Below are 13707 nucleotides of genomic sequence, written 5' to 3'. Positions count from 1 at the left end.
CTTTTAAAAGCATTCAACAGCTCAGGCATATGGCCTGGTTGATGTGGTGATATCACCGATTTATCCGTGTCTTAGAGGGACAATCGATGTCTAAAGAAAAATTTGAACGTACAAAACCGCACGTTAACGTCGGTACTATCGGCCACGTTGACCATGGTAAAACAACGCTGACCGCTGCAATCACTACCGTACTGGCTAAAACCTACGGCGGTGCTGCTCGTGCATTCGACCAGATCGATAACGCGCCGGAAGAAAAAGCTCGTGGTATCACCATCAACACTTCTCACGTTGAATATGACACCCCGACTCGCCACTACGCACACGTAGACTGCCCGGGCCACGCCGACTATGTTAAAAACATGATCACCGGTGCTGCGCAGATGGACGGCGCGATCCTGGTTGTTGCTGCGACTGACGGCCCGATGCCGCAGACTCGTGAGCACATCCTGCTGGGTCGTCAGGTAGGCGTTCCGTACATCATCGTGTTCCTGAACAAATGCGACATGGTTGATGACGAAGAGCTGCTGGAACTGGTAGAAATGGAAGTTCGTGAACTTCTGTCTCAGTACGATTTCCCGGGCGACGACACTCCGATCGTTCGTGGTTCTGCTCTGAAAGCGCTGGAAGGCGAAGCAGAGTGGGAAGCGAAAATCATCGAACTGGCTGGCTTCCTGGATTCTTACATCCCAGAACCAGAGCGTGCGATTGACAAGCCGTTCCTGCTGCCTATCGAAGACGTATTCTCCATCTCCGGTCGTGGTACCGTTGTTACCGGTCGTGTAGAGCGCGGTATCATCAAAGTTGGTGAAGAAGTTGAAATCGTTGGTATCAAAGAGACTGCTAAGTCTACCTGTACTGGCGTTGAAATGTTCCGCAAACTGCTGGACGAAGGCCGTGCTGGTGAGAACGTTGGTGTTCTGCTGCGTGGTATCAAACGTGAAGAAATCGAACGTGGTCAGGTACTGGCTAAGCCGGGCTCTATCAAGCCGCACACCAAGTTCGAATCTGAAGTGTACATTCTGTCCAAAGATGAAGGCGGCCGTCATACTCCGTTCTTCAAAGGCTACCGTCCGCAGTTCTACTTCCGTACTACTGACGTGACTGGTACCATCGAACTGCCGGAAGGCGTTGAGATGGTAATGCCGGGCGACAACATCAAAATGGTTGTTACCCTGATCCACCCAATCGCGATGGACGACGGTCTGCGTTTCGCAATCCGTGAAGGCGGCCGTACTGTTGGTGCGGGCGTTGTTGCCAAAGTAATGAGCTAATTGCCGAATAACATTTGACGCAATGCGCAATAAAAGGGCATCATTTGATGCCCTTTTTGCACGCTTTCACACCAGAACCTGGCTCATCAGTGATTTTATTTGTCATAATCATTGCTGAGACAGGCTCTGAAGAGGGCGTTTAGTCCGAAACGCACCAGAGCATTTCGGTTTGGATCGCCTCGCTTACGCGGGGTGAAAATGTTTGTAGAATACTTCTGACAGGTTGGTTTATGAGTGCGAATACCGAAGCTCAAGGAAGCGGGCGCGGCCTGGAAGCGATGAAGTGGGTTGTTGTCGCTGTATTGCTGCTTGTAGCTATCGTTGGCAACTACCTCTATCGTGACATGATGCTGCCGCTGCGTGCGCTGGCCGTAGTGATTCTGATTGCCGCAGCGGGTGGTGTCGCGCTGTTGACAACAAAAGGTAAAGCGACCGTTGCTTTTGCCCGTGAAGCGAGAACCGAAGTCCGTAAGGTCATTTGGCCAACTCGCCAGGAAACATTGCACACCACATTAATTGTGGCTGCGGTTACCGCAGTAATGTCACTGATCCTGTGGGGACTGGATGGTATTCTGGTTCGCCTGGTATCCTTTATCACTGGCCTGAGGTTCTAAGATGTCTGAAGCCCCTAAAAAGCGCTGGTACGTCGTTCAGGCGTTTTCCGGTTTTGAAGGCCGCGTAGCTACATCGCTGCGCGAATATATCAAGTTACAAAATATGGAAGAGCTGTTTGGCGAAGTCATGGTGCCGACCGAAGAAGTGGTTGAAATCCGTGGCGGCCAGCGTCGCAAGAGCGAACGTAAATTCTTCCCGGGCTATGTATTGGTCCAGATGGTGATGAATGACGCAAGCTGGCACCTGGTGCGCAGCGTGCCGCGTGTGATGGGCTTTATCGGCGGTACTTCTGACCGTCCGGCGCCGATCAGCGACAAAGAAGTTGATGCGATCATGAACCGTCTGCAGCAGGTTGGCGACAAGCCGCGTCCGAAAACGATGTTTGAGCCAGGTGAAATGGTTCGCGTTAGCGACGGTCCGTTCGCTGACTTTAACGGCGTGGTTGAAGAAGTGGACTACGAGAAGTCTCGTCTGAAAGTTTCCGTATCTATCTTCGGTCGTGCGACTCCGGTTGAACTGGACTTCGCTCAGGTTGAAAAAGCCTAACACCCCGATCAAAAAAGCGACGATTTAATCGTTGCACAAGGCGCGAGATTGGAATACAATTTCGCGCCTTTTGTTTTTATGGATCCTATCCGTAAAACGAATTTAATCACGGGGAGCCTCCTTGAGGCGTTATAACCCAACTAGAGGAATTTAGAATGGCTAAGAAAGTCCAAGCCTATGTCAAGCTGCAGGTTGCAGCTGGTATGGCTAACCCGAGTCCGCCGGTAGGTCCTGCACTGGGTCAACAAGGCGTGAACATCATGGAATTCTGCAAAGCGTTCAACGCTAAAACTGATTCCATGGAAAAAGGTCTGCCAATCCCGGTTGTTATCACCGTTTACGCTGACCGTTCTTTCACTTTCGTTACCAAAACGCCTCCGGCAGCAGTTCTGCTGAAGAAAGCGGCTGGTATCAAGTCTGGTTCCGGCAAGCCGAACAAAGACAAAGTGGGTAAAATTTCCCGCGCTCAGCTGCAGGAAATCGCGCAGACCAAAGCTGCCGACATGACTGGTTCCGACATTGAAGCGATGACTCGCTCCATTGAAGGTACTGCACGTTCCATGGGCCTGGTAGTGGAGGACTAAGAAATGGCTAAACTGACCAAGCGCATGTCCGTGATCCGTGACAAAGTTGATGCTACTAAGCAGTATGACATCAACGAAGCTATCGCTCTGCTGAAAGAGCTGGCCACTGCTAAATTCGTAGAAAGCGTGGACGTTGCTGTTAACCTCGGCATCGATGCTCGTAAATCTGACCAGAACGTACGTGGTGCAACTGTACTGCCGCACGGTACTGGCCGTTCCGTTCGCGTAGCCGTATTTACCCAGGGTGCAAACGCTGAAGCTGCTAAAGCTGCAGGCGCTGAGCTGGTAGGTATGGAAGATCTGGCTGAACAGATCAAGAAAGGCGAAATGAACTTTGACGTTGTTATTGCTTCCCCGGATGCAATGCGCGTTGTTGGCCAACTGGGTCAGGTTCTGGGTCCGCGCGGCCTGATGCCAAACCCGAAAGTTGGTACTGTAACTCCTAACGTTGCTGAAGCTGTTAAGAATGCTAAAGCTGGTCAGGTTCGTTACCGTAACGACAAAAACGGCATCATTCACACCACCATCGGTAAAGTGGATTTTGACGCTGACAAACTGAAAGAAAACCTGGAAGCTCTGTTGGTTGCGCTGAAAAAAGCAAAACCGACTCAGGCAAAAGGCGTGTACATCAAGAAAGTTAGCATCTCCACCACCATGGGTGCTGGCGTTGCCGTTGATCAGTCCGGTCTGACTGCGACTGTGGCGAACTAATATTCGCCTTTACGTGGGCGGTGATTTTGTCTACAATCTTACCCCCACGTATTCTGCTAATTGCAGACGTATATCTGAGATATTCAGGCTGTGGCAAGGCAGTCAACGCCACTACAGATTGAATAGCGACAGATAGAAAAGATTTGTTCGTTGGAGCCTGGCCTAATCCAGGCCTCCGTCGAAGACCGCAGGTGTTTCGTAAGAAACTTAATGCCCTGCGTAGACGGTGACAGAACGCTAAGATTATTTCTGATACTCTGGCTTGTTTCTGCTCACCGTATTTAGACGCTCTCTCCGTTGGGGGGAGTGAAGTGAGTTCCGGAACATGAGTTCCGGCAAACATCCAGGAGCAAAGCTAATGGCTTTAAATCTTCAAGACAAACAAGCGATTGTTGCTGAAGTCAGCGAAGTAGCCAAAGGCGCGCTGTCTGCAGTAGTTGCGGATTCCCGTGGCGTAACTGTAGATAAAATGACTGAACTGCGTAAAGCAGGTCGTGAAGCTGGCGTATACATGCGTGTTGTTCGTAACACCCTGCTGCGCCGCGTCGTTGAAGGTACTCAGTTCGAGTGCCTGAAAGACACGTTTGTTGGTCCGACCCTGATTGCATACTCTATGGAACACCCGGGCGCTGCTGCTCGTCTGTTCAAAGAGTTCGCGAAAGCGAATGCAAAATTTGAGGTCAAAGCCGCAGCCTTTGAAGGTGAGTTGATTACGGCATCGAATATCGATCGCCTGGCAACTCTGCCGACCTACGAAGAAGCAATTGCACGCCTGATGGCAACCATGAAAGAAGCTTCGGCTGGCAAACTGGTTCGTACTCTGGCTGCTGTACGCGATGCGAAAGAAGCTGCTTAATCGCAGTTATCTTTGTAAAGCATCTGCTTACGTATAAACTTATTCTGATTTTCAGGAACAATTTAAATGTCTATCACTAAAGATCAAATCATTGAAGCAGTATCCGCTATGTCCGTAATGGACGTTGTAGAACTGATTTCTGCAATGGAAGAAAAATTCGGTGTTTCTGCTGCTGCTGCTGTAGCTGTAGCTGCTGGCCCGGCTGAAGCTGCTGAAGAAAAAACTGAATTCGACGTAATTCTGAAAGCTGCTGGCGCTAACAAAGTTGCTGTTATCAAAGCAGTACGTGGCGCAACTGGCCTGGGTCTGAAAGAAGCTAAAGACCTGGTAGAATCTGCACCGGCTGCGCTGAAAGAAGGCGTGAGCAAAGACGACGCAGAAGCACTGAAAAAATCTCTGGAAGAAGCTGGCGCTGAAGTTGAAGTTAAATAAGCCAACTTTTCTGGTTGCAGCCTAAGAAATTAGGCTGATGGCTGGTGACTTTTTAGTCACCAGCCTTTTTGCGCTGTAAGGCGCCAGTAGCATTTCACACTGTTTGACTACTGCTGTGCCTTTCAATGCTTGTTTCTATCGACGTCTTAATATACTGCGACAGAACGTCAGTTCTGTGTAAATCGCAATGAAATGGTTTAAGCGTGATAGCAACAGGCATTGCGGAAAGTATTCGATTTTCCGGTCAACAAAATAGTGTTGCACAAACTGTCCCTTCGTCGGACAGATGGGTCGACTTGTCAGCGAGCTGAGGAACCCTAATGGTTTACTCCTATACCGAGAAAAAACGTATTCGTAAGGATTTTGGTAAACGTCCGCAAGTGTTGGACATACCTTATCTCCTTTCTATCCAGCTTGACTCGTTTCAGAAGTTCATCGAGCAAGATCCTGAAGGGCAGTATGGTCTGGAAGCAGCTTTCCGTTCCGTTTTCCCGATTCAGAGCTACAGCGGTAATTCCGAGCTGCAATACGTCAGCTACCGCCTTGGCGAACCGGTGTTTGACGTTCAGGAATGTCAGATCCGTGGCGTGACCTATTCCGCACCGTTGCGCGTAAAACTGCGCCTGGTGATCTACGAGCGCGAAGCGCCGGAAGGCACCGTAAAAGACATTAAAGAACAAGAAGTCTACATGGGCGAAATTCCGCTCATGACAGACAACGGTACCTTTGTTATCAACGGTACTGAGCGTGTTATCGTTTCTCAGCTGCACCGTAGTCCTGGCGTCTTCTTTGACTCCGACAAAGGTAAAACCCACTCTTCGGGTAAAGTGCTGTATAACGCGCGTATCATCCCTTACCGTGGTTCCTGGCTGGACTTCGAATTCGATCCGAAGGACAACCTGTTCGTACGTATTGACCGTCGCCGTAAACTGCCTGCGACCATTATTCTGCGTGCACTGAACTACACCACTGAGCAGATCCTTGACCTATTCTTTGAGAAAGTTGTTTTCGAAATTCGTGACAACAAGCTGCAGATGGAACTGGTGCCGGAACGCCTGCGTGGTGAAACCGCCTCCTTTGACATCGAAGCTAACGGCAAAGTCTACGTCGAAAAAGGCCGTCGCATCACTGCGCGCCACATTCGCCAGCTGGAAAAAGACGATATCAAACATATCGAAGTTCCGGTTGAATACATTGCTGGTAAAGTTGCGGCTAAAGACTACGTTGACGAATCTACTGGCGAGCTGATCTGCGCAGCTAACATGGAGCTGAGTCTGGATCTGCTGGCTAAGCTGAGCCAGTCTGGCCACAAGCGTATCGAAACGCTGTTCACCAACGATCTGGACCACGGTCCGTACATTTCTGAAACTGTACGTGTCGACCCAACCAACGATCGTCTGAGCGCGCTGGTAGAAATCTACCGCATGATGCGCCCTGGTGAGCCGCCGACGCGTGAAGCTGCTGAAAGCCTGTTCGAGAACCTGTTCTTCTCCGAAGACCGCTATGACCTGTCTGCGGTTGGTCGTATGAAGTTCAACCGTTCTCTGCTGCGCGACGAAATCGAAGGTTCCGGTATCCTGAGCAAAGATGACATCATCGAAGTGATGAAGAAGCTCATCGATATCCGTAACGGTAAAGGCGAAGTCGATGATATCGACCACCTCGGTAACCGTCGTATCCGTTCCGTAGGCGAAATGGCGGAAAACCAGTTCCGCGTTGGCCTGGTACGTGTTGAGCGTGCGGTGAAAGAGCGTCTGTCTCTGGGCGATCTGGATACCCTGATGCCTCAGGATATGATCAACGCTAAGCCGATTTCTGCAGCAGTGAAAGAGTTCTTTGGTTCCAGCCAGCTGTCTCAGTTTATGGACCAGAACAACCCGCTGTCTGAGATTACGCACAAACGTCGTATCTCTGCACTCGGCCCAGGCGGTTTGACCCGTGAACGCGCAGGCTTCGAAGTTCGAGACGTACACCCGACTCACTACGGTCGCGTATGTCCAATCGAAACGCCTGAAGGTCCGAACATCGGTCTGATCAACTCCTTGTCTGTGTACGCACAGACTAACGAATACGGCTTCCTCGAGACTCCGTACCGTAAAGTGACCGACGGTGTTGTAACTGACGAAATTCATTACCTGTCAGCTATCGAAGAAGGCAACTACGTTATCGCTCAGGCGAACTCCAACCTGGATGACGAAGGCCACTTTGTAGAAGATCTGGTTACCTGCCGTAGCAAAGGCGAATCCAGCTTGTTCAGCCGTGACCAGGTTGACTACATGGACGTATCCACCCAGCAGGTGGTATCCGTCGGTGCGTCCCTGATCCCGTTCCTGGAACACGATGACGCCAACCGTGCATTGATGGGTGCGAACATGCAACGTCAGGCGGTTCCGACTCTGCGTGCTGATAAGCCGCTGGTTGGTACCGGTATGGAACGTGCTGTTGCCGTCGACTCCGGTGTTACCGCAGTTGCTAAACGTGGCGGTACCGTCCAGTACGTGGATGCTTCCCGTATCGTTATCAAAGTTAACGAAGACGAGATGTACCCGGGCGAAGCAGGTATCGACATTTATAACCTGACCAAATACACCCGTTCTAACCAGAACACCTGTATCAACCAGATGCCTTGCGTATCTCTGGGCGAGCCGGTTGAACGTGGTGATGTGCTGGCAGACGGTCCGTCCACCGATCTCGGTGAACTGGCGCTCGGTCAGAACATGCGCGTGGCATTCATGCCATGGAATGGTTACAACTTCGAAGACTCCATCCTCGTATCTGAGCGTGTTGTCCAGGAAGACCGTTTCACCACCATCCACATTCAGGAACTGGCATGTGTGTCCCGTGACACCAAGCTGGGGCCGGAAGAGATCACCGCTGACATCCCGAACGTGGGTGAAGCTGCGCTCTCCAAACTGGATGAATCCGGTATCGTTTATATCGGCGCGGAAGTAACCGGTGGCGACATTCTGGTTGGTAAGGTAACGCCGAAAGGTGAAACCCAGCTGACGCCAGAAGAGAAGCTGCTGCGTGCGATCTTCGGTGAGAAAGCGTCTGACGTTAAAGACTCTTCTCTGCGCGTGCCAAACGGTGTTTCCGGTACAATTATCGACGTTCAGGTCTTTACTCGCGATGGCGTAGAAAAAGACAAACGTGCGCTGGAAATCGAAGAGATGCAGCTGAAGCAGGCGAAAAAAGACCTGTCTGAAGAACTGCAAATCCTCGAAGCTGGCCTGTTCAGCCGTATCTACGCTGTGCTGGTTTCCGGTGGTGTTGAAGCTGAGAAGCTCGACAAACTGCCGCGCGATCGCTGGTTAGAACTCGGCCTGACCGACGAAGAGAAACAAAATCAGCTGGAACAACTAGCTGAGCAGTACGACGAACTGAAACACGAGTTCGAGAAAAAACTCGAAGCGAAACGCCGTAAAATCACTCAGGGCGACGATCTGGCACCGGGCGTGCTGAAGATTGTTAAGGTTTATCTGGCGGTTAAACGTCGGATCCAGCCTGGTGATAAGATGGCAGGTCGTCACGGTAACAAGGGTGTAATCTCTAAGATCAACCCGATCGAAGATATGCCACACGATGCTAACGGTACGCCGGTAGATATCGTGCTGAACCCGCTGGGCGTACCATCGCGTATGAACATCGGTCAGATCCTTGAAACCCACCTGGGTATGGCTGCGAAAGGTATCGGCGATAAGATCAACGCCATGCTGAAACAGCAGCAGGAAGTCGCGAAACTGCGCGAATTCATCCAGCGTGCTTACGATCTGGGTTCAGATGTTCGTCAGAAAGTTGACCTGAATACCTTCAGCGATGAAGAAGTTCTGCGTCTGGCTGAAAACCTGAAAAAAGGTATGCCGATCGCAACGCCGGTGTTCGACGGTGCGAAAGAGTCTGAAATCAAGGAACTGTTACAGCTGGGTGGCCTGCCGACTTCCGGTCAGATCACACTGTTCGACGGTCGTACCGGTGAGCAGTTCGAGCGCCAGGTTACCGTTGGCTACATGTACATGCTGAAACTGAACCACCTGGTTGATGACAAGATGCATGCGCGTTCTACCGGTTCTTACAGCCTGGTTACTCAGCAGCCGCTGGGTGGTAAGGCTCAGTTCGGTGGTCAGCGCTTCGGGGAGATGGAAGTGTGGGCGCTTGAAGCATACGGCGCGGCATACACCCTGCAGGAAATGCTCACCGTTAAGTCTGATGACGTGAACGGTCGTACTAAGATGTATAAAAACATCGTGGACGGCAACCATCAGATGGAACCAGGCATGCCGGAATCCTTCAACGTACTGTTGAAAGAGATTCGTTCGCTGGGTATCAACATCGAGCTGGAAGACGAGTAACTCTCGATCAAACAGGTCACTGGTGCTGGCGTAACAGCCAGCGCCAGATTGTGCTAACTCCGACGGGAGCAAATCCGTGAAAGATTTATTAAAGTTTCTGAAAGCGCAGACTAAAACCGAAGAGTTTGATGCGATCAAAATTGCTCTGGCCTCGCCAGACATGATCCGTTCATGGTCTTTCGGTGAAGTTAAGAAGCCGGAAACCATCAACTACCGTACGTTCAAACCTGAACGTGACGGCCTTTTCTGCGCCCGTATCTTTGGGCCGGTAAAAGACTATGAGTGCCTGTGCGGTAAGTACAAGCGCCTGAAACACCGTGGTGTGATCTGTGAGAAGTGCGGCGTTGAAGTGACCCAGACTAAAGTACGCCGTGAGCGTATGGGCCACATCGAGCTGGCGTCTCCGACCGCTCACATCTGGTTCCTGAAATCTCTGCCGTCCCGTATCGGTCTGCTGCTCGATATGCCGCTGCGCGATATCGAACGCGTACTGTACTTCGAATCTTATGTGGTTATCGAAGGCGGTATGACTAACCTGGAACGTCAACAGATCCTGACTGAAGAGCAGTATCTGGACGCGCTGGAAGAGTTCGGTGACGAATTCGACGCGAAGATGGGTGCGGAAGCAATCCAGGCCCTGCTGAAGAGCATGGATCTGGAGCAAGAGTGCGAAACTCTGCGCGAAGAGCTGAACGAAACCAACTCCGAAACCAAGCGTAAGAAGCTGACCAAACGTATCAAACTGCTGGAAGCATTCGTACAGTCTGGCAACAAGCCAGAGTGGATGATCCTGACCGTTCTGCCGGTTCTGCCGCCAGATCTGCGTCCGCTGGTTCCGCTGGATGGTGGTCGTTTCGCAACATCAGATCTGAACGATCTGTACCGTCGCGTGATCAACCGTAACAACCGTCTGAAACGTCTGCTGGATCTGGCTGCGCCGGACATTATCGTACGTAACGAAAAACGTATGCTGCAGGAAGCGGTTGACGCCCTGCTGGATAACGGTCGTCGTGGTCGTGCGATCACCGGTTCTAACAAACGTCCTCTGAAATCTTTGGCCGATATGATCAAAGGTAAACAGGGTCGTTTCCGTCAGAACCTGCTCGGTAAGCGTGTTGACTACTCCGGTCGTTCTGTAATCACCGTAGGTCCATACCTGCGTCTGCATCAGTGCGGTCTGCCGAAGAAAATGGCACTGGAACTGTTCAAACCGTTCATTTACGGCAAGCTGGAACTGCGTGGCCTGGCCACCACCATCAAAGCCGCTAAGAAAATGGTTGAGCGTGAAGAAGCTGTCGTTTGGGATATCCTGGACGAAGTTATCCGCGAACACCCGGTACTGCTGAACCGTGCACCAACCCTGCACCGTCTGGGTATCCAGGCATTTGAACCGGTACTGATCGAAGGTAAAGCTATCCAGCTGCACCCGCTGGTTTGTGCGGCATATAACGCCGACTTCGATGGTGACCAGATGGCTGTTCACGTACCGCTGACGCTGGAAGCCCAGCTCGAAGCGCGTGCGCTGATGATGTCTACCAACAACATCCTGTCTCCGGCGAACGGCGAACCTATCATCGTTCCGTCTCAGGACGTTGTATTGGGTCTGTACTACATGACCCGTGACTGTGTTAACGCCAAAGGCGAAGGCATGGTGCTGACTGGCCCGAAAGAAGCTGAGCGTATCTATCGCGCAGGTCTGGCCTCTCTGCATGCGCGCGTTAAAGTGCGTATCACTGAATACGAAAAAGATGAAAACGGCGAATTCGTTGCGCACACCAGCCTGAAAGACACGACCGTTGGTCGCGCCATTCTGTGGATGATCGTACCGAAAGGTCTGCCTTTCTCCATCGTCAACCAGGCGTTGGGCAAGAAAGCAATCTCCAAAATGCTGAACACCTGTTACCGCATTCTGGGCCTGAAACCGACCGTTATCTTCGCTGACCAGACAATGTACACCGGCTTTGCTTATGCAGCGCGTTCAGGTGCATCTGTTGGTATTGATGACATGGTCATCCCAGAGAAGAAACACGAGATCATCTCTGAAGCGGAAGCTGAAGTTGCTGAGATCCAGGAGCAGTTCCAGTCTGGTCTGGTAACCGCGGGCGAACGCTATAACAAAGTTATCGATATCTGGGCTGCGGCGAACGATCGTGTATCCAAAGCGATGATGGATAACCTGCAAACCGAAACCGTGATTAACCGTGACGGCGTAGAAGAGCAGCAGGTTTCCTTCAACAGCATCTACATGATGGCCGACTCCGGTGCGCGTGGTTCTGCAGCACAGATTCGTCAGCTGGCTGGTATGCGTGGTCTGATGGCTAAGCCAGATGGCTCCATCATCGAAACGCCAATCACCGCGAACTTCCGTGAAGGTCTGAACGTACTCCAGTACTTCATCTCTACTCACGGTGCTCGTAAAGGTCTGGCGGATACCGCACTGAAAACAGCGAACTCCGGTTATCTGACCCGTCGTCTGGTTGACGTTGCGCAGGACTTGGTTGTTACTGAAGACGATTGCGGCACGCTGGAAGGTATCACCATGACCCCGGTTATCGAGGGTGGTGATGTTAAAGAACCGCTGCGCGATCGCGTTCTGGGTCGTGTGACTGCTGAAGACGTTCTGAAGCCGGGCACGGCGGATATTCTGGTTCCACGCAACACGCTGCTGCACGAACAGTGGTGTGACCTGCTGGAAGAGAACTCCGTTGACTCCGTCAAGGTCCGTTCCGTTGTATCCTGTGACACCGACTTTGGTGTATGTGCGCACTGTTACGGTCGTGACCTGGCGCGTGGCCACATCATCAATAAAGGTGAAGCAATCGGCGTTATCGCGGCACAGTCCATCGGTGAACCGGGTACACAGCTGACGATGCGTACGTTCCACATCGGTGGTGCGGCATCTCGTGCGGCTGCTGAATCCAGCATCCAGGTGAAAAACAAAGGTAGCATCCGTCTGAGCAATGCGAAGTCGGTTGTTAACTCCAGCGGTAAACTGGTTATCACCTCACGTAACACCGAACTGAAACTGATCGACGAATTCGGCCGTACCAAAGAAAGCTATAAAGTGCCTTACGGCTCCGTTATGGCGAAAGGTGATGGCGAACAGGTTGCTGGCGGCGAAACCGTAGCGAACTGGGATCCGCACACCATGCCGGTTATCACCGAAGTGAGTGGTTTCGTCCGCTTTACTGACATGATCGACGGCCAGACCATTACTCGTCAGACCGACGAGCTGACCGGTCTGTCTTCTCTGGTGGTTCTGGATTCTGCAGAACGTACTGCGGGTGGTAAAGACCTGCGTCCGGCACTGAAAATTGTTGATGCTCAGGGCAACGACGTTCTGATCCCAGGCACCGATATGCCTGCTCAGTACTTCCTGCCGGGTAAAGCGATTGTTCAGCTGGAAGATGGCGTACAGATCAGTTCTGGTGACACCCTGGCGCGTGTTCCGCAGGAATCCGGCGGTACCAAGGATATCACCGGTGGTCTGCCGCGCGTTGCGGACCTGTTCGAAGCACGTCGTCCGAAAGAGCCGGCAATCCTGGCTGAGATCAGCGGCATCATTTCCTTCGGTAAAGAAACCAAAGGTAAACGTCGTCTGGTTATCACCCCGGTAGACGGTAGCGAGCCGTACGAAGAGATGATTCCGAAATGGCGTCAGCTCAACGTGTTCGAAGGTGAACGTGTAGAACGTGGTGACGTTGTTTCCGACGGTCCGGAAGCGCCGCACGACATCCTGCGTCTGCGTGGTGTGCATGCTGTAACTCGTTATATCGTTAACGAAGTTCAGGACGTATACCGTCTGCAGGGCGTTAAGATTAACGATAAGCACATCGAAGTTATCGTTCGTCAGATGCTGCGTAAAGCCACCATCGAAAGCGCTGGTAGCTCCGACTTCCTGGAAGGCGAGCAGGTTGAATACTCTCGCGTCAAGATTGCTAACCGCGATCTGGAAGCGAACGGCAAAGTGGGTGCAACATTCTCCCGCGATCTGCTGGGTATCACCAAAGCGTCTCTGGCAACCGAGTCCTTCATCTCTGCAGCATCGTTCCAGGAAACTACGCGTGTCCTGACCGAAGCCGCTGTTGCAGGTAAACGTGATGAACTGCGCGGTCTGAAAGAGAACGTTATCGTGGGTCGTCTGATCCCGGCGGGTACCGGTTATGCGTACCACCAGGATCGTATGCGCCGCCGCGCAGCGGGCGAACTGCCAGCTGCTCCGCAGGTGACTGCTGAAGATGCGTCTGCCAGCCTGGCAGAACTGCTGAACGCAGGCCTGGGCGGTTCTGACAACGATTAATCGTTGCTGACGCTAATAAAAAACCCGCTTCGGCGGGTTTTTT

The 13707-nt window shown here is 51.9% G+C and carries 9 protein-coding genes; all 9 read left to right on the top strand.

Annotation, left to right across the window (positions count from 1 at the left end; all coding sequences use genetic code 11):
• The first annotated feature begins 86 nt into the window (after positions 1 to 86).
• The 9 genes from tuf (at position 87) to rpoC (ending at position 13664) form a co-directional block, all read left to right on the top strand.
• Complete coding sequence (gene tuf, locus HV237_RS22775) at positions 87 to 1271, top strand: elongation factor Tu (RefSeq protein WP_003031109.1); 1185 nt, start codon at positions 87 to 89, stop codon at positions 1269 to 1271.
• Positions 1272 to 1501: 230 nt separating this feature from the next.
• Complete coding sequence (gene secE / locus HV237_RS22770) at positions 1502 to 1885, top strand: preprotein translocase subunit SecE (protein WP_003033128.1); 384 nt, start codon at positions 1502 to 1504, stop codon at positions 1883 to 1885.
• Between the two features lies 1 nt (position 1886).
• Entirely contained in the window at positions 1887 to 2432 is a 546-nt protein-coding gene (gene nusG / locus HV237_RS22765) for a transcription termination/antitermination protein NusG (RefSeq protein ID WP_003033125.1), read from the top strand.
• A 155-nt stretch (positions 2433 to 2587) separates the two neighbouring features.
• Positions 2588 to 3016 (top strand): 50S ribosomal protein L11, encoded by a 429-nt coding sequence (gene rplK, locus HV237_RS22760; RefSeq protein ID WP_003033122.1) that lies wholly within the window; start codon positions 2588 to 2590, stop codon positions 3014 to 3016.
• 3 nt (positions 3017 to 3019) lie between these two features.
• The gene (gene rplA, locus HV237_RS22755; RefSeq protein ID WP_016155300.1) at positions 3020 to 3727 is read left to right on the top strand and encodes a 50S ribosomal protein L1; all 708 of its coding nucleotides are present in this window, start codon (positions 3020 to 3022) and stop codon (positions 3725 to 3727) included.
• Between the two features lie 358 nt (positions 3728 to 4085).
• A complete protein-coding gene (rplJ, locus tag HV237_RS22750; protein ID WP_005132895.1) occupies positions 4086 to 4583 on the top strand; it encodes a 50S ribosomal protein L10 in 498 nt (165 codons plus the stop codon).
• Between the two features lie 66 nt (positions 4584 to 4649).
• Positions 4650 to 5015, top strand: coding sequence for a 50S ribosomal protein L7/L12 (gene rplL / locus HV237_RS22745; RefSeq protein WP_000028882.1), 366 nt, complete (start codon positions 4650 to 4652; stop codon positions 5013 to 5015).
• Between the two features lie 320 nt (positions 5016 to 5335).
• A complete protein-coding gene (rpoB, locus tag HV237_RS22740; RefSeq protein ID WP_003033111.1) occupies positions 5336 to 9364 on the top strand; it encodes a DNA-directed RNA polymerase subunit beta in 4029 nt (1342 codons plus the stop codon).
• 76 nt (positions 9365 to 9440) lie between these two features.
• On the top strand, positions 9441 to 13664 hold the full coding sequence (gene rpoC / locus HV237_RS22735; protein WP_016155301.1) for a DNA-directed RNA polymerase subunit beta': 4224 nt from the start codon (positions 9441 to 9443) through the stop codon (positions 13662 to 13664).
• Positions 13665 to 13707: the final 43 nt, after the last annotated feature.

The organism is Citrobacter sp. RHBSTW-00570, from assembly GCF_013739755.1.
Classification (GTDB): domain Bacteria; phylum Pseudomonadota; class Gammaproteobacteria; order Enterobacterales; family Enterobacteriaceae; genus Citrobacter; species Citrobacter braakii.
The sequence above is the reverse complement of the archived record's forward strand: the minus strand, read 5'-3'. Positions and strand labels throughout refer to the sequence as shown.